The sequence below is a fragment of the Acinetobacter sp. SW-226 genome (assembly GCF_055632855.1).
On sequence record NZ_CM145752.1, the window covers coordinates 1,073,665 to 1,095,963 of the forward strand.

General features: G+C 40.8%; 21 protein-coding genes. 12 read left to right on the top strand and 9 right to left on the bottom strand.

All coding sequences use genetic code 11. The features are described 5' to 3' along the window. Nucleotides 1-21 precede the first annotated feature (21 nt). Both ACZ8ZH_RS05070 and ACZ8ZH_RS05075 read right to left on the bottom strand, forming a co-directional pair. Nucleotides 22-504, bottom strand: coding sequence for a DUF2071 domain-containing protein (locus ACZ8ZH_RS05070; protein WP_470247869.1), 483 nt, complete (start codon nt 502-504; stop codon nt 22-24). Nucleotides 505-614: 110 nt separating this feature from the next. Beyond that, a complete protein-coding gene (locus ACZ8ZH_RS05075) occupies nt 615-1,394 on the bottom strand; it encodes a ferredoxin--NADP reductase (protein WP_086207896.1) in 780 nt (259 codons plus the stop codon). A gap of 102 nt (nt 1,395-1,496) precedes the next feature. On the opposite strand from ACZ8ZH_RS05075, the gene tsaA reads away from it, so the two are divergent. Next, the gene (gene tsaA / locus ACZ8ZH_RS05080; protein ID WP_119063050.1) at nt 1,497-2,204 is read left to right on the top strand and encodes a tRNA (N6-threonylcarbamoyladenosine(37)-N6)-methyltransferase TrmO; all 708 of its coding nucleotides are present in this window, start codon (nt 1,497-1,499) and stop codon (nt 2,202-2,204) included. A gap of 49 nt (nt 2,205-2,253) precedes the next feature. Here the strand turns inward: tsaA and ACZ8ZH_RS05085 are convergent, their stop codons facing one another. Further along, complete coding sequence (locus ACZ8ZH_RS05085; protein ID WP_228199377.1) at nt 2,254-3,276, bottom strand: hypothetical protein; 1,023 nt, start codon at nt 3,274-3,276, stop codon at nt 2,254-2,256. A gap of 125 nt (nt 3,277-3,401) precedes the next feature. Further along, nucleotides 3,402-4,655 carry an MgtC/SapB family protein gene (locus tag ACZ8ZH_RS05090; RefSeq protein ID WP_119063049.1) on the bottom strand — a complete coding sequence of 418 codons (1,254 nt, stop codon included), beginning with the start codon at nt 4,653-4,655 and terminating at the stop codon, nt 3,402-3,404. 209 nt (nt 4,656-4,864) lie between these two features. On the opposite strand from ACZ8ZH_RS05090, the gene tfpB reads away from it, so the two are divergent. The 4 genes from tfpB (at nt 4,865) to ACZ8ZH_RS05110 (ending at nt 9,219) form a co-directional block, all read left to right on the top strand. Next, nucleotides 4,865-6,622: a type IV pilus assembly ATPase TfpB gene (gene tfpB, locus ACZ8ZH_RS05095; protein WP_119063048.1), complete on the top strand. Its 1,758-nt coding sequence runs from the start codon at nt 4,865-4,867 to the stop codon at nt 6,620-6,622. A 101-nt stretch (nt 6,623-6,723) separates the two neighbouring features. After that, nucleotides 6,724-7,086, top strand: a complete 363-nt coding sequence (locus ACZ8ZH_RS05100; RefSeq protein ID WP_086207892.1) for a NirD/YgiW/YdeI family stress tolerance protein — start codon at nt 6,724-6,726, stop codon at nt 7,084-7,086. A 133-nt stretch (nt 7,087-7,219) separates the two neighbouring features. Beyond that, nucleotides 7,220-7,882 carry a response regulator transcription factor gene (locus tag ACZ8ZH_RS05105; RefSeq protein ID WP_119063047.1) on the top strand — a complete coding sequence of 221 codons (663 nt, stop codon included), beginning with the start codon at nt 7,220-7,222 and terminating at the stop codon, nt 7,880-7,882. Further along, nucleotides 7,882-9,219: a sensor histidine kinase gene (locus ACZ8ZH_RS05110; protein ID WP_119063046.1), complete on the top strand. Its 1,338-nt coding sequence runs from the start codon at nt 7,882-7,884 to the stop codon at nt 9,217-9,219. Before ACZ8ZH_RS05105 ends, ACZ8ZH_RS05110 begins: the two co-directional genes overlap by 1 nt. A gap of 113 nt (nt 9,220-9,332) precedes the next feature. Here ACZ8ZH_RS05110 and hemP read toward each other — a convergent pair whose 3' ends face one another. Then, complete coding sequence (gene hemP / locus ACZ8ZH_RS05115) at nt 9,333-9,500, bottom strand: hemin uptake protein HemP (protein ID WP_004696105.1); 168 nt, start codon at nt 9,498-9,500, stop codon at nt 9,333-9,335. A gap of 150 nt (nt 9,501-9,650) precedes the next feature. Here hemP and ACZ8ZH_RS05120 point away from each other — a divergent pair, with 150 nt between their 5' ends. Further along, nucleotides 9,651-10,550, top strand: coding sequence for an NUDIX domain-containing protein (locus ACZ8ZH_RS05120; RefSeq protein WP_119063045.1), 900 nt, complete (start codon nt 9,651-9,653; stop codon nt 10,548-10,550). Nucleotides 10,551-10,562: 12 nt separating this feature from the next. Here the strand turns inward: ACZ8ZH_RS05120 and ACZ8ZH_RS05125 are convergent, their stop codons facing one another. Continuing rightward, entirely contained in the window at nt 10,563-11,108 is a 546-nt protein-coding gene (locus tag ACZ8ZH_RS05125; protein ID WP_086207888.1) for a hypothetical protein, read from the bottom strand. Nucleotides 11,109-11,129: 21 nt separating this feature from the next. Then, nucleotides 11,130-13,526 carry a penicillin-binding protein 1B gene (mrcB, locus tag ACZ8ZH_RS05130; RefSeq protein ID WP_119063044.1) on the bottom strand — a complete coding sequence of 799 codons (2,397 nt, stop codon included), beginning with the start codon at nt 13,524-13,526 and terminating at the stop codon, nt 11,130-11,132. A 152-nt stretch (nt 13,527-13,678) separates the two neighbouring features. Between mrcB and ACZ8ZH_RS05135 the strand changes: the two genes are divergently transcribed. Together ACZ8ZH_RS05135 and ACZ8ZH_RS05140 are read left to right on the top strand one after the other, a co-directional pair. Beyond that, a complete protein-coding gene (locus ACZ8ZH_RS05135) occupies nt 13,679-14,617 on the top strand; it encodes an NAD(+) kinase (RefSeq protein WP_171264389.1) in 939 nt (312 codons plus the stop codon). Between the two features lie 3 nt (nt 14,618-14,620). Next, nucleotides 14,621-14,893 (top strand): YeaC family protein, encoded by a 273-nt coding sequence (locus ACZ8ZH_RS05140; RefSeq protein WP_086207885.1) that lies wholly within the window; start codon nt 14,621-14,623, stop codon nt 14,891-14,893. Nucleotides 14,894-14,965: 72 nt separating this feature from the next. On the opposite strand, the gene ACZ8ZH_RS05145 is transcribed toward ACZ8ZH_RS05140, so the two are convergent. Then, nucleotides 14,966-15,964 (bottom strand): glycosyl transferase family protein, encoded by a 999-nt coding sequence (locus ACZ8ZH_RS05145; protein ID WP_086207884.1) that lies wholly within the window; start codon nt 15,962-15,964, stop codon nt 14,966-14,968. A gap of 407 nt (nt 15,965-16,371) precedes the next feature. On the opposite strand from ACZ8ZH_RS05145, the gene ACZ8ZH_RS05150 reads away from it, so the two are divergent. Both ACZ8ZH_RS05150 and ACZ8ZH_RS05155 read left to right on the top strand, forming a co-directional pair. After that, on the top strand, nt 16,372-17,715 hold the full coding sequence (locus ACZ8ZH_RS05150; protein ID WP_086207883.1) for a dicarboxylate/amino acid:cation symporter: 1,344 nt from the start codon (nt 16,372-16,374) through the stop codon (nt 17,713-17,715). 144 nt (nt 17,716-17,859) lie between these two features. After that, the gene (locus tag ACZ8ZH_RS05155) at nt 17,860-19,002 is read left to right on the top strand and encodes an acyl-CoA dehydrogenase family protein (protein ID WP_110975390.1); all 1,143 of its coding nucleotides are present in this window, start codon (nt 17,860-17,862) and stop codon (nt 19,000-19,002) included. A 52-nt stretch (nt 19,003-19,054) separates the two neighbouring features. Here the strand turns inward: ACZ8ZH_RS05155 and ACZ8ZH_RS05160 are convergent, their stop codons facing one another. After that, the gene (locus tag ACZ8ZH_RS05160; RefSeq protein ID WP_110975389.1) at nt 19,055-19,573 is read right to left on the bottom strand and encodes a DJ-1/PfpI family protein; all 519 of its coding nucleotides are present in this window, start codon (nt 19,571-19,573) and stop codon (nt 19,055-19,057) included. 457 nt (nt 19,574-20,030) lie between these two features. Between ACZ8ZH_RS05160 and pheA the strand changes: the two genes are divergently transcribed. Continuing rightward, nucleotides 20,031-21,140, top strand: a complete 1,110-nt coding sequence (gene pheA, locus ACZ8ZH_RS05165) for a prephenate dehydratase (protein ID WP_110975388.1) — start codon at nt 20,031-20,033, stop codon at nt 21,138-21,140. Between the two features lie 66 nt (nt 21,141-21,206). Then, nucleotides 21,207-22,298, top strand: coding sequence for a histidinol-phosphate transaminase (gene hisC, locus ACZ8ZH_RS05170; protein ID WP_119063043.1), 1,092 nt, complete (start codon nt 21,207-21,209; stop codon nt 22,296-22,298). Nucleotide 22,299: the final 1 nt, after the last annotated feature.

Below are 22,299 nucleotides of genomic sequence, written 5' to 3' on the forward strand. Positions count from 1 at the left end.
CAGAAAACAAGTATTATGCCATTATTTCAATGAGTTATCTATTTTTGTCGTGTACAGAGATTGTGTGTATAAGCCAGTCGGATCTTGTAGACAGTCAAACTCAATTTGGGCTGGATGCCATGGCAGTTGCCAAACATAGCGTGGAAAGATCAGCGTCCAAGAGTCCAAAGTTGTGCCTAGAAACCAAACACAACGTTCCTGTGTTTCCTGATCAATCACATACACTCGATAGTTGGTTTGTCCCATAGTAAATTTAGGAAAAGGGTAGACGGCGGAGCTAAAGTCAACATCAATAAAAGGAACGACAGACATCAAAGCACATTGTTGACCTTGATAAAGGATAGTGTCTAATTTAAATCGAGGGGGAATAATGTCTTTGAAGCGTGTAGGGTCGAGTGCATAAGTAATGAGGGCGAAATGCCGAAGTTTACACTGTACATCGAGACCTTTAGGTTGAGGTCTTGGGTGTAAATAGTCTTTAAAATTGAGTTTTGGAAAGGTCATTGTATAAATTTAAGATTTGTTCTTTTGTACAAATATTAGAGAAAAAGACAAGCAGAGTAAATTAAAAAACCGAAGCCTAAGCTTCGGTTTTTTAATATCTTTATACGATCTTACTTTTCAACGAATGCACGTTCAATAACATAATCACCCAGTACACCCATTTTAGGTGATTCTTTTAGACCATGTTGATCGAGAAGTGCTGCAACGTCATCTAAGAACGCTGGGCTACCACAAAGCATAGCGCGGTCAGTTTCTGGGTTGAAACGTGGTAGACCAATTTTTTCAAACAATTCGCCAGTTTCAATCGCTGTCGTTACACGACCTTGGTTTGGATATTCTTCACGAGTAACCGTTGGGTAGTAAACCAATTTGTCTTTGATACCAAGTTCTTCAAAGAATTCATGGCTTGGAAGTTCATTTAGGATTAGGTCTTGGTAGGCTAATTCAGAAATGAAACGAGTACCATGTACAACAATGATTTTCTCAAAGCGTTCATAGGTTTCTGGGTCACGAATTGTAGACAAGAACGGTGCAAGACCTGTACCTGAAGAAAGGAGGTATAAGTTTTTACCAGGGTTTAAGTCGTCGAGAACCAAAGTCCCTGTTGGTTTTTTAGAGATTAGAATCTCATCGCCCACTTTTACTTTCTGTAAAATAGATGTCAATGGGCCATCTGGAACTTTAATTGAGAAAAACTCTAGTTCTTCTTCATAGTTTGCACTGGCAATAGAATAAGCACGCATTAACGGTTTGCCATTTACTTCAAGGCCGATCATCACAAATTGACCGTTTTTAAAACGCAGTGCAGTGTCGCGCGTCGTTTTAAAAGAGAATAAAGTATCATTCCAATGGTGGACGTGAGTAATCTTTTCGACGTTGAAAGCAGCCATTAAAGGTCTCAATAAATTATCAAATTAGAACAGCTTGCTATTCTAATCTAAAATCATTCTCGATAAACTGAATATATTTAATTGAGCTTATTAGAAAAAGTGATGATAACTGAGTTAACCTTGCCAATTATTGGTTATATGCACTCTTCTTATAAAGAAAAGTTTGGTATTCCTCGCCAGCCTAATTTGGTACAAGTGGAATCCTATATTGAAATGTCAGCCCCTTATAATGATCTTTTGGCCTTTGAGGGGATTGAGGCTTTTAGTCACTTATGGTTGGTTTGGCAGTTTCATGACAATAAGAATCAAGAAAAAACACAGTTTCGTCCACAAGTTCGACCACCTCGCTTAGGGGGCAACAAAAAAATAGGAGTGTTTGCCACACGGAGCATGTACCGTCCAGCGCCAATTGGCCTATCTGTAGTTCAATTAAAAGCGGTAAAAAAAGAAGGGCGGTCAGTTCGTGTGTATGTTACAGGGAGTGATTTGCTCGATGGTACGCCAATTGTTGATATTAAGCCTTATATTCACTATTCAGACGCAGTTTTAGATGCTGAAAGTGGTTATGCACAAGATGAGCCTAAACGAAAGGTGGTGGTGTGGTCTGATCTGGCTTTGCTACAGAAGCAGCAGCTTTTAGCAAATGGCAAAATTTCTATGCAGACAGTACAGGAGCTTGAGGCGGTTTTATCTTTAGACCCACGACCTGCGTATCAAGATGATGAAGCGCGAATTTATGGGATGAGATTTGCAAACTTAGATGTGAAATTTAAGGTAAATGAAACGTGTGTGGAAATACAGGAACTTTGAGTTCCTGTAGCCATTAAAACGCTCATCGGTAGCATGCTTTTCAAGTCATTTAGAACTTTAAGTTTTGTTCTAAATAACTTGCTGCAATTGGATTATACAGGTCACAACCTTTATTTAAGCCATCTGCCTTAGCTAAACGTGCGTTTTTCTCTTCGGTAGACATATTGTTTGTGATGAGGTCTTTCTCTGATTGAATGTCATCTGCAAGATTGGACTCTACCCCAGCATTTACTTTTGAACTTGAATAGTAACTGTCTTTGTATTGAGCATATCCAATGAAAGCATTTGCCTCAGTTCCATCAGGACTGTAATGGTAGGCAAGAACATTTTTAAATTTTGTGAGCTTAAAATACTCTTGTTTAGTTTGGTTGGTAAATCGCTCTGTATATTCTTTAAAGAGACGTTGATATTCATCATCTTTTTCAGCTAAAAGTAAATATTCCTGATTATTAGAATATTGGGTTTCCAGTAGGCAGGTTGAACCTGCTGGGAATTTTAAAGCTTGGTAGGCTTTTAATTTTGTATTGATTTCATCTGAATATTTGACGCTATATTGAGGATAGTTCAAGTTCCAATTCAACTCAGGGTCTACAGTTGCAAGTAGACTTTCGCCTGAAATATCACGTTTGCTGACAGTTGACGTGAATTCTAATCCTGTAGAACCAATTGCTGAATAAGGGCGGAGTTTGAGTTGATTATTGGAAAAGGTCATTTCACCCATTAAAGTGCCATAACGACTATGGGTTGGGCCGAATGTTTGATACTCGCCTTGCGTAGTTAAGTAAATTTCATTTGTATCATCATCTGCATCTAAAGTGGCATAGGCTTTACCATCCACCAGTGTAATTTGCGTATTCAGTACATTGAAATCACCAAATTGATTGAGTTGATCATACCAATAATCAATACGGAATATTTCCCATTGCTGAGCGGTATTTGAATTATTATTTGATGAGTCAGTAGTTGTTGAGTTGTTGCTCGTGCTTGTATTATTTGAGCTATCAGAGCTTCCACCACATGCACTCAGCATGAGTGCGCTAAAAATTGCAAATGATAATATTTTAAATTTCATAAAGTACCCAATTCAAAAAATTTATTATTAATAACGTTGTTGTTTAAAAATAAAGCGGGCTGATTATAGGTTAATAGTATTGAATAAATAAATAAATTTCATAAAAATAAGTAAGTTAAGTTTTTTTAAAAAATCATCCAGTACAGTAAGCCGATTAAAAACATCATATGTAAAATTTGAATCGGTGCAAAAGCAATAAAGTATTGCATCCCTCCTGTTAAAGCGGCATTCACAGATTTGGCAATCGCATGTGCGGCTAAACCAAATATAAAGGCGGATATAACAGCAGTATCTGTGGGGGTACCTTGCATCACCACGGTTGCCATCGCCGCATGGATTTCAAACAAAGAGGCCAGTAAAGTTCCTGCAATTAAGCCAGCTTCGCCTAGCCACAGGTGAAGTCCATATACTCCTGCCTGAATGAGAGTTAAGCTCAGGGCAATAATTCCTGCCTCTTTTAAACTAAACATGCGTGAATCACTGCTCAGTTGCTGTTCTTGAGCTGGGGCAGTGCGGACTAAAGTATAGGCAGAGAGTCCTAAAATCAAACATGCGATTAGAGTGGGAAGCAGTATTGTTTTGAGCCAGAGCATACTGACGCCCGCCACAATAATGAGCAGTTGCAATAAAGTTGCGATACATGACATCAGAGCAGCACCTGCATTGGATTTGGCCTGTGCACGACCTGCTCGAACCTCCATGCCCAAGCTAGCAATAGTGGCTGTACTGGATACAAAACCAGAAGCAATTGCGGATAAAATCATGGCATTTTTAGTGCTTAACAATCGTTTGGCGATATGTGCAAGGGCTTGAACAGCCAGAATGAGTGTGACTAATTTTAAAATGATATAAAGATTCAGCACAGCGCCCCATAAAGGCGTATTTGGTGTTAAGGGAAGGGCTATTAAAATGAGAGCCAATAGGAAAATACCGTCTTTAAATTCTGCTTCTGTAATCCATTTTCCTGCAATACTGTGCATGGAGTGTTTAGTCATGAGAATAATGGTCAGCAGTACAGCCAGACCTGCTGCTAAAGGTGTATTCCACAGGCACATGGCGCCAATAAAATAAGTCATTACAAAGGCAAGCTCAGTAGTTGAGCCTAAGTCCTCAGTTTGGTTTTTCATGGAAAATAGGACAATACCTCCAATGATCAGCGCACCCACAATACCAATGGTGACACCAAATAAAAAACAAATAGCACCGAGAAGGGCACAAATGGCAAAGGAGCGCAGTCCTGCAAAGCTCTGTTGGTTTTCTCGTTGCTTGCTTCTTTCTCGCTCTAGACCAATGAGCAAACCACAGCCCAAAGCTGAGGCCAATGTAAACAGGGCGTCAGATAAAGCATAGTTGTCGATTGAAATGGTACTGAAGTCCAAAGCCTACCTCATAAACACAAATGAGTCGTTTAAAATATAGGCGAATGCGGGTGGTGGATTCAAGTCAAAATAGAGAAAAAGCGTAGTCATTTCATGATTATATTGATCAGCTGACATGCTTTTTTATATTTATAGGATTTGCCAGTGCTTTGTACAAAATAATCTCGAAAATCTTGCTATAGTGGTGTTCTGTTTGGGGACGTATAACAATGAATTTTAATTTTGAAATTGATACCACTTGGTGCTTAGATCAACTTTTTAAAGATGGGCGAATTACTGAAAAAGAAAAAAATCTCGTACAAACCTCGCACCGTCAACGGGATCAATTAAAGTGGCACCCTTTACAATGGATTGCCCATTTTAATATGCAGGATCAGTCACACCCTCAGTCCAGACTGACGTTGAACCGATTATGTCAATGGTTAGCCGAAAAAACCCAGTTACCGTTTTATGTGATTGATCCACTCAAAGCTGATGTTCAAGCCTTGACTTCGGTGATGTCCCAAGAGTTTGCCTTCCGCAATAAAATCTTGGCCGTAGAGGTTCAACCCAATCAAGTGTTGATTGCGACAGATCAACCCTATATGAAGGATTGGGTAGCGAATTTGGAGCATAATGTCGCACCGAAAAAAATCCAGCGCGTATTGCTCAGCCCAGAACAATTACAACGTTATATGGTGGAGTATTATCAGGTGAGTCGCGCTGTGAGTAATTCACAGAAGTCTGGAATTTATGATCGCGAAAATAAAGGCGTTGAAGCCCTGTTACAATTAGGTGATAGTCAAAATCCTGATGCCAATGATCAACACATTGTTAAATTAGTTGATTGGGTTTTACAGTTTGCTTTTGAACAAAGTGCCAGTGATATTCACCTAGAACCTCGTAAGGACAATGGTAAAGTACGCTTCCGTATTGATGGTGTGTTACATACGATTTATAACATGCCTGCCAATACTTTAACGGCGGTCATTTCGCGAATTAAAATTTTAGGTCGAATGAACGTTGCAGAAAAACGTAAGCCACAAGATGGTCGTTTAAAAACACGTACACCCAAAGGACAAGAAACAGAACTACGTCTTTCAACCTTGCCAACGGCCTTTGGTGAAAAGTTGGTTATGCGTATTTTTGACCCAGAAGTTTTGGTACGTAGCTTTCAGCAGTTGGGTTTTGATGGGCATTTGCTCAGTGATTGGAAGGCACTGACTTCACATAGTCATGGCATTATTTTGGTGACAGGACCAACAGGCTCAGGTAAAACCACCACGCTTTATTCTTCATTGAAACAGTTGGCAACAGAACAGGTGAATGTCTGTACCATTGAAGACCCAATTGAAATGTTAGAACCAAGCTTTAACCAAATGCAGGTCAACACAGGTATTGACTTAGGTTTTGCTGATGGTGTTCGTGCACTCATGCGCCAAGATCCCGACATTATTATGGTGGGGGAGATTCGTGACCATGATACGGCCAATATGGCAATTCAAGCTGCACTTACAGGGCATTTGGTACTTTCAACCCTACATACCAATGATGCGCCTTCTAGTCTAACCCGTTTACACGATTTGGGCATACAACCATTTTTAACTGCAGCCACCATTTTGGGTGTATTGGCACAACGTTTGGTACGGCGCCTATGTCCACACTGTAAAGTGGAAAAACAAATCAATAGCCAAGAGTGGGAGCACCTGACTTTTGATTATATTATGGAGATGCCTGAAAAAGTCTTTACCGCAGTAGGCTGTGAAGAGTGTCGTCAAACGGGCTACAAAGGGCGAGTTGGTATTTATGAGTTTATGCCTATTAGCATAGAGGCTAAACAATTAATTGGTGCAAATGGTGATTTGAGTGTACTGCGTCAGCAGGCCAAAAAAGAAGGCATTGAGCCTTTGCGGATTGCAGGGGCACGAAAAGTGTTAGAGGGAGTCACCACGCTAGAAGAAGTGTTGCGTGTCGTACCTCTCAACTAAGCGTTTAATGTTTTACTTGAAGCTTTCTTAAGATTCAGCTCATCTAATTTTGGTTTAATAACTTCATCAAATAGATCAACAATTAAATAGAGGTACTGGATATGAATATGATGATGAAAGCGTTATTGGTTGCTGGTGTGATTGGTTCGACAACTGTGGCAGTAGCAAATACAGCGGTGAACCAAGCGGCTGTAGCTGCTTCAACGCCAACTACGGTTAAGCATGCATTAACTTTAAAAGATGACAGCCATGTTCAGTTAAAAGGTTATGTGGTCAAAGCAATTGGTGATGAAAAATATGAATTTCGTGACCAAACAGGTTCAATCACTGTCGATATTGATGATGAGTTATGGGGGGGTAAAGCGATTTCGGCTAAAACACCTGTAACCATTATCGGTGAAGTGGATATTGACTATAAACCAACAAAACGCGTTGAAATTGATGTAGATCAAGTGAAATTCTAAACACTCTAGTCCAACCTTAATTGGACTTTCTTAAAAAACCACATGGCTTAGATTTGATCTTAGCCCTGTGGTTTTTGTATTTTTCATCATTTCACGGCATGATTTAAACAACAGGGATAAGGCAGGTTCAGTAGTGCGGATATTGTTAGCAGAAGATGATGCCTCTCAAGCTGAAAGTATTAAAACTTGGCTTGAAATGGATGGTTATAGTGTGGACTGGGTGGAGCGGGGCGATCATGCCATTTTAGCGATTGAACAGCATCAGTATGACTGTGTGCTTTTAGACCGTGGATTGCCGCATGCCACAGGTGATGACATTTTGCTGAAAGTCCGTGGCAAGAACCTCTCGACGCCTGTGATTTTTCTCACTGCGCGTGACAGCATTCGAGATCGGGTCGAAGGGCTAGATTTGGGCGCCAACGACTATTTGGTTAAACCCTTTAGTTTGGAGGAATTATCTGCTCGTATTCGCCTACAACTGAGACAGCAACAAAATAGCAGTTCGCATATATTGAGTTATGCCAATATTCAACTCGATCCACAAGCCAAAAGCGTAACTCAAAATGGTCAATCCGTGAATTTGACCGCCAAAGAGTTTCAAATTTTGCATAAATTGATGCTCAAGCCTGAACATGTGGTGACACGTGAGCAGTTAGAAGAAAGCCTATATGCGTGGGGAGATGAAATCGAAAGCAATGCCATCGAGGTTTTTATTTATCAACTGCGAAAAAAACTCGGTAGCCACTGTATTAAAACCATCCGTGGTTTGGGTTATAGAATGAATCAGGACACATAATGGCTCAACCAGTTTCATTACAACGTCAGCTCGTTAAAAGTTCGCTCCTCAGTTCGATACTGGCGGGGCTTTTGGCCTTGCTGATGTTTATTGGAGTGTCGGTTTATCAGACCATGTCTATGCAAGATGAGATCATGGATGAAATGGCAGATATGTTGTTGGCAGATGACTTAACTGTCAGCAATGGTCAGGCCTTGGCTGAACTTAGTGATGAGTTTGATATTCGCTATCGACTCGATAACGCACAACAGCTTTTAACTGCCTCAGAAGATGTGCCAGAAAAAATAACCGTGGATCATTTAAGTTTGGTTTCAGATACACCTTATGGCTTTTACTGGTCAGAGCAGAAACTTTGGCGTATTTATAGTGCGCAGGATGAGCATGGATTGCAGGTACAAGTCACTCAGTTGATATCGGATCGTTTTCAAGCCTTTGGGCACACCATCTTGCTTTTTAGTGGGGTATTGCTTTTAGTCTGGTGCGTACAATGGCTATTGATGCACTTTGCGATTCGACGCAAGTTTCGGACGATCCACCAAGTTTCAGAGCAAATTTCAAATAAATCGGTAAATGATTTAGCACCTATTTCTATGCCAGAACCTGAACTGATTGAACTACAACCGATGTTATCTCAGTTGAATGCTCTATTGGCTCGTTTAGATCAGGCCTTAGTGGCAGAGCAACGCTTTACCGCAGATGCCTCGCATGAGCTACGTTCTCCATTGTCTGCGATACAAATGCGGCTTCAGGTACTCAAACGTAAGTTTCCTGAGCTAGAGCAGGAGTTTAAGCCAATTCAGCAAGATGTGAGCCGTGGGGTACAAGTTCTCGATAATTTACTTTTATTGGCACGGTTAGATCCAGAGCAAAGTCAAAGTTTAGCCAAAAGCAAATTTGATTTTAGTCTGTTAATACAAGATGTAGTCAAAGCCTTACAGCCTTTTGCAGAATCAAAACAGATTGAGGTTCAGATGGTACTTGCAAAAGAGGTCTATGTATTTGCCAATGAACAGCTTTTATTCAGTGCACTACGGAATGTACTTGATAATGCGATTCGTTATAGTCCTGAGCAGGCAAAAGTTTTTGTGACGCTGACGATTGAAAGACAGCAGCTTAGACTGAGTATTGAAAATAGCGGATATGGTGTAGATGTGACAGTTATCCAACGTTTGGGTGAACGCTTCTATCGGGCTTTAGGTACAAAAACACAAGGCTCAGGCTTAGGTCTATCCATCTGTCAAAAAATTGTCGATTTACACGCAGGGCAGTTGTTATTTAGCCCATCTGACTTAGGCGGTTTAAGCGTTGAATTAATACTGGATATTGTTAAGGTTTAGAGCATGCTTTTTTAGCGATAAAATTAAAATGAATATTTTAAATCAATTAAAAAGCAGTACGCGCTGACATACTGCTTGTTTCCACGATTATTGTTATTGAATTTTTATAATTCTTATTTGGTTAGAATGAGTCGATTATTGCGTGTGAGTCGTAGACGGTACTCTTCTCCTGCGTGCATAATGCGAATTTCACGGCCTAGGGCAAATAAGTTGTTCGAGTGTAGCATTGGTAGTGAATGGGCTGTTTCGTTACGAGTAAATAAGCTAAATGGTGCGTTCATTCTGGCGACTCCGTGGTGTATATTGAACGTTTTAAATGATAATCATTATCGAATGGGGCTGTCAACATTTTCTCGCTGAAAATATAAAAAACTTCTATATCGTTACATATGGTCACTTAACACACTACACATCTGAAATGGAATCTGATTATGTCAAAACCTCTGGTTCAAGTTGCTATAGCTATTCTTTTACATCAAGGCAAAGTATTGGTGGGATGGCGTCAGGCTGAGCAACATCAAGGTAATAAGCACGAATTTCCAGGCGGGAAAGTTGAGTCAGGTGAAACCACAGAACACGCATGTCGCCGTGAGGTTTTAGAAGAAGTTGGAATTGATATTACAGATTGGCATGCCTTTGACAGTATTCAGTTTGAATATGAGGACGTCATTGTGCATTTACATTTGTTTCATGGCATTGTCTCAGATCATCAGCTTTCAGACATTCGTGTGCCTTGGGCATGGTTTAAACGTGCCGAGTTACAGGATTTAAACTTTCCTAAAGCCAATCAGGCCATTTTAAAGCGACTGTATGCTCCGCAGGTGATTAAGATTTCTGAGCAAATTACGCTGTTGAAGACTTTAGCTGAACAGCAAATGATGTATTGGAGAGTGCCTGTAAGCCCTGAGCATCTTTTAAATATAGCGGAACTGAGTGTGGAACAGCTGTCGCGAGTCATTGTGAATGTAAGCTTGTGGAAAGAGCTGAACCCTTTACAGCAGCAAGCGATTGCGGCTATACACTTGAAACAATCTCAACTGATGCAACTTCGTAAAGGCGATTTAAAAGTTGGTCAACGTTATATTGCGGCTTGTCATGACACAGAAAGTGCAGAACATGCGCAGAATATTGGCTGTGATGCCATTTTACTTAGCCCTGTACTTGAAACTTTAAGCCATCCGAATAGTGACACTTTGGGCTGGGAGCAGTTTAGTCTGATTGCTCAAAAGATTCACATCCCAATTTTTGCCCTAGGTGGCTTACAGTTAGCTGATTTAGCCAAAGCACAAAGTTATGGTGCTTATGGTATAGCAGGTCAGCGCTCCATTTAATGGAGCGTACTTTTAAGACAGGCTTTTGATTGCAGTCTGGGCTTGTTGAATGGTTTTTTGGTTTTTCTGCATTTGACCAGCTTTTAAGATAATGCTCCAAAGTTGCTTTTTCATGGCATTACTTTGCGCATAACTCAGGCCGCGACGCGCGAGTGATTCTGCATTTGCAGGTTGTTTTTGTTGATTGGCAATTAGCGCCAAATACAGGAAGGTTTCACTTGACTGTGGGGCGATACGTTGCGCCTGCATAGCAAAACCTTGAGCTTGGTTCCACTGACCTTGGCGGTAAGCGGTTTGTGTTTTTTGCATCAAGTTTTTGAATGCAGGAAGTTGTCGACCATCATCAAACTGCTGTTTGGTCTTTTGTTCAGGAATCACAATTTTTTGACGTTGAATTTCTTCGCGATCATAAGGGTGAATCGTTACACCTGATGGTGTTTGCTGCTCTTTGTTCGGCTCAGCCTTCTCTGGCATTTTTTTATCAGTTTGCTGTGGGAGGCTTTGGCAGCCTGCCACAGTTATGACGATTGCTAAGATACTTAAACGTTTAAACCACATCAAAATTTAAATCCGTCCTATTTATTCAGGTTGGTAGCTACCGCTTGAAATGACCTGCGTGTCATTTTCTAGGTTGCGTTGCATATTTGATTCACTTTCACGAATATAGTTGTCTATGCTGTCGCCTTGTTCAGGTGTAGCTTGGTTACCATCTGTTTCAGGATTGTAAGTGGGTTCAACTTGATAATGAGGCAAGCCACATGCAGTTGCCTTTCGGGGAATGGTGTTACGAAGTAGAGGAATATACATTGCGCCCTCACAACCTTGGGCTGCAAGATAGCCTGAACTACTGTCAATCCAGTGCCATTGAACATCATCGGGTTGGCGTAAATTGACAGGCTTTTGACGCAGTTGACTCATTACATTTGTCCACACAGGTAAAGCACCTGAAGAACCTGTTAAGCCTGTTTGTTTGTTGTCATCCAGTCCTAACCATACTACAGAAACATAGTTGCCTGAGTAACCTGCAAACCATGAATCACGGGTGTCATTGGTGGTGCCAGATTTTCCTGCAAGCTTGAGCGACGTCGGAAGAGTATTGTACGCAGAGCGTCCCGTGCCCGAAGTCATCACTTGTTGGAGTCCATAGTTCAGGACGTAGGCAGAAGAAGGGTCAATAGTTTGTTGGACGTTTAGACCATAACGGGTCAGTAGGCGACCATTTTGATCGACAACGGTACGAATCGCTTTGGTTGGGTATTTAAAGCCCCCTGTTGCAAAATTACCATAAATGCCAAGTACCTCCATTGGAGACATGTCTACCGCACCCAAGAAAATAGATGGATAACTTGGGATGTTGCTAGTCACACCGAAACGTTTTAAGTGATTACTAAATGTTGATAAACCAAACTCTTGACCTAAACGTACGGATGATAAGTTATAAGAATGAGACAAAGCTTGTACCATCGGCACAACCCCATGTTCGCCACCACTATAGTTTTTTGGTGTCCATGACTGACCATTTGACTGAATGCTGATACTACTGTCTTCAACAGGACTAGCCCAGTTATAGCGACCTGACTGAATTGCACTGAGATAAATTACAGGCTTGAGCAGTGAGCCAACTTGACGTTTGGCATCTAATGCACGGTTAAACCCAGTAAAATCTTGTGTTGATCCTACTGCTGCGACTAATTCACCATTTTCAGGATGCGCAACCAATACAGCACCTTGTAACTCTTTTAAACGATTTGACCCACGACTCAAACGATTAACTGTTGCTTTAAACGAGTCTTGAATTTTGGTCTGGGCAATCGGATCGAGTGTTGTAAAAATACGTAGACCTTGATTGGTTAAATCACCTTCTTGGTATTCGGTACGCAACTGACGACGTACAATGTCTAAGAAATCTGGGAAGCGTGATGGGCCGAGAGTTGGTTTGGCAATCACATTTAAAGGGCGAACCGTTTCAGTTTCATACTGTTCTTGAGTCAAATAGCCCATGACCAACATGTTGTTTAAAACGATATCACGACGTTTTTTAGCCGCTTCTGGATTACGCCAAGGGTTATATAAGGTTGGACCTTGTACCAAACCAACCAAATACGCTTGTTGTGCAATATTCAGTTCGCGTAAAGGCATGCCGAAGTAGAACTGTGAAGCCAAGCCATAGCCATTAATTGAATAATTACCATTTTGACCAAGATTTACTTCGTTAAGATACGCTTCTAAAATTTCATCTTTGTTGTAGTGAAGTTCAACCAATAAAGCCATAAATGCTTCATTGACTTTACGCTTAATGGTTTTTTCAGGAGTGAGATAGAAGTTCTTCACCAACTGTTGGGTCAGCGTTGAACCACCCTGACGTTTTCCACCTGTGACATTACTCACAATCGCACGTGCAGTACCACGGATTGAAATACCATGGTGGCTATAAAAATTACGGTCTTCCGTTGCGATTAAGGCTTCAATTAATGGTTTAGGGACTTTATCGAGTTTAATCAGTACACGGTCTTCGTTATGCTGTGGATAAATCCCGCCAATCAGCATTGGCTCTAAACGTGCAATCCCTGTAGAGGAAGGTTTAGTGGCACTTACTTCAGAGACTTGTTCATCAGCAAAGGTGACTTTAAGTACTTGCTCAGGTTCGACACTATCTCCAAAATCAAAGCCACGTGTATGCACATATAACTCATTGCCAGAACTGACATAATTGCCTGATTTGGTATAGTTTTCAGAGGACTTATAGCCCAAAAGTTTGAGCTCTTGGGTAAAGTCAGCCTGACTAATCGGTGCGTTGGTATACACTTCAAGCGGACGTGCGAATACTTTCGCAGGGATATCCCAACGCTTTCCTTCAAACTTGTCACGAACAACCGAATCTAGTCTTATTAAATAAATACTAAAGACCAAAAAAGCTGCAATGACTAAGATGCAGAAGATCAGTGCAATTATACCGATGCCACGTTCTGACTTCATAAATACTGATAAGATCCTGATAAATTGTGCTAATCATGCGAAGCTTTTCGCTAATTTGCAATAATTAAACTGTGAACAAATTGAAATATAGAGATAAATATTTGTATAGAAGCAGTCACTTTAGTTTTGAATCAATTTAAGTAAATAATGCTATGATAGGCGGGAATCTTAGCGGAGCGATGTTGCTGGTGCAAATTTCACATAAAACATTTCGAAACATAGGCTTAATTGGGCGTCCAGATAAGTCTTCAGTCGTCGAAACCTTATGTCTTATTCATGATCATCTTCTCAGTTTAGGGTTACATCCCGTTTTCGATGCGGAAACAGCTGAACTCGTTCCTTATAAAAATACACAAACAGTCAGTCGAGCACTTCTCGGTGAAGTGGTCGATTTGGTGATTGTGGTGGGTGGAGATGGTTCACTTCTTCATGCCGCACGAGCTTTGGTGAAATACAATACCCCTGTAATTGGGGTAAACCGAGGTCGCTTGGGCTTTTTAACGGACATTAAGCCAACAGAAGTGATTTTTAAGCTCGATCAAGTCTTAAAAGGTGAATTTCAACTGGACCGCCGTTTCCTGTTGGAAATGGAAATTCGCTCAAAAGGTGAAACCATTTATGATGCGATTGCCCTAAACGATGTGGTGTTGCACTCAGGTAAATCGGTACATATGATTGACTTTGAGCTCAATATTGATGGCCAATATGTTTATCGTCAACATAGTGATGGTTTGATTGTATCGACTCCAACAGGTTCAACAGCTTATTCGCTGTCTGGTGGTGGACCCATTGTACATCCGAGTATGGATGCGATCGCTTTAGTTCCAATGCATCCCCACACTTTGTCTTCACGCCCAATTGTGGTGGGTGGACACAGCGAAATTAAGATTTTCATTCGTGAAAATCGTGTATTACCGATGGTTAGTGCCGATGGACAGCACAGCGTATCTTTAAATGTCGGTGATAGTTTACATATTCGTAAACATCCCTTTAAACTGAATTTATTACATCCGCCGGGTTATGACTTTTATATGTCATGCCGAACCAAACTCGGCTGGAATCAAGATTTTGACTCTTTTCAGCAGGATTAAATCATGAATATTGAACAAATGTTAGCTGTGCTCAATCCTGAAATTGTTGAGCGTTTAAGAACAGCAGTTGAAATTGGTAAATGGCCAAATGGGGTTGCGTTAACCAAAGAACAGCGTGAAATTTCGATGCAAGCGGTCTATGCGTGGGAAATGAAACATTTACCTGAGGATGAGCGCAGTGGTTATATCGACCGTGGCACGAAAGAAGACGGTGAAGAGTGTGATGATGATCATCACCATCAGCATGACGATTTCCAGCCTATCAAATTTATTTAAGTTCTTTTAAAGATAAAAAGCTAAGCCCAGTGCTTAGCTTTTTACTTTAACGTTTATGAGTATCGAACGTGCTTAGTGGAGACGGTTTTGCCATAAACGTTTTGCCTGTTGCATCGCTTCTTCATATTGCTCGCAGATTCCCATGGTATATAGTGCAATGCCAATGGTTTCAGTCACTGCCATTTCACCATATTCGTGCTGTTTTTCACCCAGCCAAACTGCTTTAAACTCGGCCAAATCCAGTTCTTCTTCGATTGGGCTGCGGTTGTTGGTGAGCTTTGGTAGTTCATGTTCGTAAAGTTCACCATTTTTAATACCACAGATTAACGTTTTAGCATCAGGGTTACGTTCAAACTCGCCACCTTCGCCTTTAATGACAGCACTATTTTGATAACCCAGTTTAAATGCTGCTTGTTGATGCGAACCACGATAGGCTGGATGGAAAATAGCTTGCAAAGTCGCTTTGGCATTAAACGGATTGATCAAGCGTGCAAGGGTATGAATAGGTGAACGAAGCCCCATCACATTTCGCAGGGAAATTAGCTCACTTAGAATCGGGGAAATGGCATGTAAGGGTAAATAAGCAAAATTATGTGTTGCTAATTCCTGTTCCACATCTGCTTGGTTTTGGCAAATATTAAAATCGAGATACTCTAATACTTGTTCGGTATAAATACGGTTAATGGTATGACCTGATGCACCATGCATCACAACCTTATAACCCGCTTTGGCTAAAGTCAGCGCTGCCAAAAGAAACCATGGATAGTGCTTACGTTTACCCGCATAAGAAGACCAGTCTAAATCGACATCGAGAGCAGTAAATGGTAGTTGATCACGAGTGGCTTGAACAAAACCTGCCAGTTCATCTACAGACTCCTCCTTCACACGGAGTAACATCAGAAATGCGCCAAGCTGCACATCTAAGACTTGGTTTTTCAAAATCATGTCAAAGGCTTGATAGGCCTCTTCATAACTGAGAGAACGTGCACCGTTTTTCCCTTTGCCAATAATGCGAACAAACTGGGCAAAAGGGTGCTCAGTATCTTTATAAATATTTCTTTTGTTGTTCATGAACAAACCAACGTAAGTGACGGCTATGGTGTGCTATTTTAGATGAACGATCAAAAAAAATAGCACTTTTAATTTTAAATAATTTTTCATCATTAGACTAAAGTATGAGTCATATTGTTTAGATTTTATACATTATTTTTAAAATGAGTTTACTTTGCTTAAAGAATGTTAGGTAAAATTTACTCAATTGTTGTGACTTGCTAGTTTTTAAGTTTCTCCCATTATAGTAGATGTGAATGAACTGTGAATTTCATCACATAGCTAATGTTTGTACAGCATGATTTTTACCCGGTGTTTGGGCGCGGTCCAAACTGTGGGCTTTTTTGTGTTTATCAGAAAGCCTGCTGCCTATAAGGATATGTAGGTATACCGATTTTTTCAGTTTTTGATTTACAGAAGTATTAGTTATGACTAAGAAACCAATCTATAAGTCACTATATTTTCAAGTTATTGTCGCGATTATTGCGGGTATCTTGGTAGGGCATTTTTTCCCTAGCGGTACGCAAGTTATCAATGGCGTTGAAGAATATGTACCCGGCTGGGGCGAGCTTTTTTATCCTCTAGGTCAAGGCTTTATTAAACTGATCAAGATGATTATTGCGCCAGTGATTTTCTGTACCGTGGTGAGTGGTATCGCGGGTATGGAAAGCATGAAGTCTGTGGGTAAAACAGGCGGTGTTGCGTTACTTTATTTTGAAATTGTATCGACGATTGCATTATTGATCGGTTTACTGGTCATTAACATCTGGAAACCAGGTGTAGGCATGAATGTTGACCCTTCAACACTAGATACTTCTGGTATCTCGAAATTTGTTGAATCGGGACAGCAGCAAACAACTGTCGACTTCTTTATGCACATCATTCCAAACACTGTGGTTGGCGCATTTGCTGAAGGTGAAATCCTACAAGTATTGCTGTTTGCACTCATGTTTGGTTTTGCATTACATAAGTTGGGTGACGCAGGTAAACCAGTTCTTAAGTTTATTGATCAAATTTCGCATGTGTTCTTTAACATTGTAAACATGATCATGAAGCTTGCACCAATTGGTGCGTTTGGTGCAATGGCATATACCATTGGTAAATATGGTATTGGCAGCTTGGCGCAACTTGCTCAGTTGATCATCTGCTTCTACATTACCTGTTTGCTTTTCATTTTCTTGGTTCTAGGCACAATTTCACGTCTTTGTGGCTTCAGTATTTTGAAAATGATTCGCATGATTCGCGAAGAATTATTGATTGTACTGGGTACGTCATCTTCAGAATCGGTTTTACCGCGTATGTTGAAAAAGCTTGAAATTGCGGGTTGTGAAAAGTCAGTGGTTGGTTTGGTTATTCCAACAGGTTATTCATTTAACTTAGACGGTACCTCAATCTACTTAACGATGGCAGCGATCTTTATTGCTCAAGCGACCAACACTCAGCTCGATCTGATGCACCAAGTGACTTTGTTGGGTGTGTTATTGATTTCATCGAAAGGTGCTGCGGGTGTCACAGGTTCGGGCTTTATTGTAATGGCTGCGACTTTATCAGCTGTTGGTCATATTCCAGTGGCGGGTCTTGCTCTCATTTTAGGTATTGACCGTTTCATGTCTGAAGCACGTGCCTTAACCAACTTGGTGGGTAACTCATTGGCAACGATTGTTGTTGCGAAATGGGTGGGTCAGTTAGACCAAGAAAAACTACATTTTGCACTAGCAAACCCAGATGAAGTAGACCGCCAAATGGCTGTTGAAGAAAATGCTCACGCATAATTTCAGTTCATCTTAAAAAGGAAGCCGAATGGCTTCTTTTTTTTATGTGCATAAAAAAATGGCCTGATGCGGTCATGACAGTTGCATTAAAAATGGCTAGCATGTGAGCTGAATAATAAAACAACATCAACATAAGGAAAAAATATGCTGAATTACGATGCAGACTTAGAGCTATTTCGCGATAATTTTCGTCGCTTTATGAATGAACACATTGCACCGCATTATGAACAATGGGAACGAGAAGGCTTAATGCCGCGTTCGGTATGGAACGCATTGGGTGAAAATGGGTTCTTATGTGTCGATGTTCCAGAGGAATACGGCGGTTATGGCGTTCCAACGCATTATTCGCTGATGTTGGTTGAGGAGTCGGCACGAGCAGGTTTTAGTGCTTTATCGACAGGTATTTCTTGTCACTCCGAAATTGCAGCACCGTATATTTTGCATATTGGAACTGAAGCACAGAAGCAGTACTGGTTACCGCAAATGGTGTCAGGTGAAGTGGTCGGTGCAATAGGGATGACGGAGCCGGGTGCGGGTTCAGACTTACAAGCCATGCGAAGTAATGCGATTTTGCAAGGGGAGCATTATATTTTAAATGGTTCTAAAACCTTTATTTCAAATGGGCAGCATGCTGACCTTGTGGTATTGGCGGTAAAAACTGATCCGCAAGCTCGTGCAAAGGGTGTTTCACTGATGTTGGTCGATACACATTTAGAAGGTTTTAAAAAAGGGACCAATCTCGATAAAATTGGCCTGCATTCGCAAGACACTTCTGAGTTGTTTTATGACAATGTAAAAGTTCCGAAAGATCAATTGTTGGGACAAGCAGGTCAAGGTTTTGCTTATTTGATGCAAGAGCTACCACGTGAGCGTACAGCAATTGCAGCAACCGCTATAGGTGCAATTCGCGGTTCGATTGATGTCACTATTCAATACGTCAAAGAGCGTCAAGCCTTTGGTCAACATATTTCTCAGTTCCAAAATACACGTTTTGTTTTGGCTCAAGCCAAGATTGATGAACAAGCCACAGCAGCTTTTTACAATCAAAACGTGGAGCTTTATATGCAAGGCAAGTTGGATGTAGAAACCGCAGCAGCACTGAAAAGCTTTTCAACGGATATGCAAATGAAAGTGGCAGATAATTTATTACAGCTCTTTGGAGGCTATGGTTATATGAGTGAATATCCAATTTCACGTTTCTTTGTCGATGCGCGTATACAACGCATCTATGGTGGAACCAATGAAATTATGAAAGAAATTGTCGCACGTAGTTTGTTGGGACGTTAATAGTTACTGAGCGAGAAACCGATCGGTTGGCTAAAGAGCTTGCATTGGTTCTTTAGCGACTGAGTACGAGCAGGCTTTCTTTAATAAAAGCAGGTAAGTCGTGCTGCGTTTGTGATGAAATGTACAAGTTATTGTCATTGACGACCCCTGTATTATATAGCACCGCGCCTGCATCTTCTAAGTCCTGATGAAGGTGGTGGATGCACGTCATACGTCGGCCTTTTACGACTCCTGCATGCATCAAAACTTTTGGGGCATCGGCACTGCATAAAATGGGCTTTTGCGTGTTTGCAAATTGCCTGACAAATAGGACATAGCGTTCATCTTGACACAGGTTGTCAGGTGAGAAACCGCCTGGGATGAGTAAGGCATCAAAGTCATGCACTGAGGCATCATCTATACTTTGGTCGATGGTCACAAAGGCTTTACGCTTTTTACCATAAATAATTTTGCCGGCCTGACTTTCAAGATTAATAATACTATGTCGAGCTGCCCGAAATGCTTCAACAGGTTCAGCATATTCGGCATCCTCAAAGTCATAGGTGACTAAGACCGCAATTTTCTTGTGCATGACAGTACCTACAGTTCATTATTGTTTTGTTTTATTGAGACTATAGAGCAATCTGTCGTGCTGCATACTCTCTTTGTTATGAATACGTCAACTTAAGTAAAGCATATTTTAAAACAAAGTCTAACGCACTGAAATACAGATAAATGGTGATTTTTGCCTAGATGTAGCAAAAATTTTCTAAACCAAGTTTAAGTGTTAAAAACATTAGACTTAGATAAAAATTCAATAATCAGGTGAGGTGTGTTTTTAAGGGTGTTCTGCATAATATGTGCAAGCTCAATACAGATTCCTCAGTGATTTTATTGATGTCGATTATTTAGGCAGTTTATTGATTAACTTGATGATTAAATCAACTGTATGTTTTTAGCACTGAAACATGCAAAGTCTTATTGCGCAAGATTTCAAAGCTAACTATTGTTATACTGTTTGCACAATGTATATGAAGGGCGACATAACAATGATCCAAGACGATCAAAACACAACGACTTCTCTTGACCTCAATCAAATCCGTCAGGATATCGACTCTGTTGATCAGCAGATTCAACAACTTATTAACCGTCGAGCAAAACTGGCGGAAGCTGTTGCAAAAGCAAAATTTGCTTCTGAAGAGAATCCAATGTTTTACCGTCCAGAACGTGAGGCGCAAGTTTTACGTAATGTTATGGAGCGTAATGAAGGTCCTTTGTCTGATGTGACTATGGCGCGTCTGTTCCGCGAAATTATGTCTGCGTGTTTAGCGCTTGAAGCGCCACAAAGTATTGCATTTTTGGGACCTGTCGGCACCTATACACATTCTGCGGTTTTAAAGCATTTTGGTCATGATGCTGTGGTTCGTCCTCTACCTACCATTGATGAAGTTTTCCGTGAAGTGGAAGCGGGCAGTGCACATTATGGTTTGGTACCTGTAGAGAATTCATCTGAAGGTGTGGTTAACCATACATTAGATTGTTTTAAATCGTCTCACTTAAATGTGATTGGTGAAGTTGAATTGCGTATTCATCATCAGTTCCTTGTGTCTGAAAACACCCGCAAAGATAGTATTAAACAAATTTATGCACATCAGCAAACTTTAGCACAGTGCCGTGCATGGTTAGATGCACACTATCCAGGTGTTGAGCGTGTAGCTTTGAGTTCAAATGCAGAAGCGGCGCGTCGTATTCGTACAGAATGGCATTCGGCTGCAATTGCGTCTGAGGTGGCTGCAACCATTTATGATCTTGAAATTTTGCACAGCAATATTGAAGATAATCCAGAAAATACAACGCGCTTTTTAGTGATTGGCCGTGAAAAAGTGCCACAAAGTGGCAATGATAAAACTTCGCTTTTGATTTCAGCACACGATCGTGCAGGTGCATTGCTTGAAATTTTAGCACCTTTTGCAAAGCATAATATTAGCTTGACCAGCATTGAAACCCGTCCTGCGCTGCCTGAAAAATGGGCTTATGTCTTCTTTATTGATTTAGAAGGGCATGTGGAACAAGACAATGTTAAAGCGGCGATTGAAGAGATTCGTCCACTAGTAAAAGAAGTTCGAGTATTGGGTTCATATCCGATAGCAGTATTGTAATCTCCAAGGTGGTTGGGTTTGTAAAGAACTCAACCCTATAACCACTTGTAAGAATGGAAAGGTCACATGTCGTTTGCTCCAGCCAATGAAGGTATTTCAAAGTTAAAACCATATCAACCAGGTAAACCTATTAGCGAATTAGAGCGTGAATTGGGGATTACCGATATTGTTAAACTTGCCTCAAATGAAAACCCTTTGGGTTGTTCTGACAAAGTAAAAGAAGCAGTTGCTGCTGAATTGGCGCAAATTGGACGATATCCAGATGGTGGCGGTTTTATCTTAAAAGATGAAATCCATACTCAGTTTGGTGTGGCGCATAATTGCATTACCCTTGGTAATGGTTCAAACGATTTGCTTGAAATATTTGCGCGCGCTTTTGTTTCTGATAAAGACTCAGTCGTGTTTAGTCAACATGCATTTGCGGTCTATGCTTTGCTCACTCAAGCCATTAATGCTGAAGCAATAGAAGTGCCTGCTCAAGGTTTTTCGCATGATCTTGAGGCGATGGCAGCGGCCATTAAAAGCAATACCAAATTAGTATTTATTGCAAATCCGAATAACCCAACAGGGACTTGGTTTGAAGAAGCTGAATTTGATCGCTTCATGCAAAAAGTACCGAGCCATGTGATCGTGGTTTTAGATGAAGCCTATGTGGAGTATTTCCCAGAGAACTTTAACAGTTTAAAATTTTTAGCCCAGTACCCAAACTTGATTGTCAGCCGTACCATGTCGAAGTGTTTTGGTTTGGCAGCCTTACGTGTTGGCTTTGCTTTAGCATCAGCAGAAGTAACAGATTTCTTAAATCGTATTCGTCAACCGTTTAACGTCAACCATTTAGCTATGGTGGCTGCTGTTGCGGCACTGAAAGATAAAGATTTTATTGAGAAATCACGTGTGGTCAATAAAGCTGGCATGGCGCAATTGGAAGCAGGGTTTAAAGCTTTAGGATTAAGTTTTGTGCCTTCACGCGCTAACTTTATTTTGGTGGACATACAAGCCGACCCAACACAGACTTTTAATGCGTTGTTAAAAGAAGGTGTGATTGTTCGCCCAGTAGGAATTGCGCATCATCTGCGTGTGTCCATTGGTACTGAAGCTGAAAATTCGAAATTTTTAACAGCTTTGGCTAAAGTACTTGGTTTAGAGGCGAACATTTAAA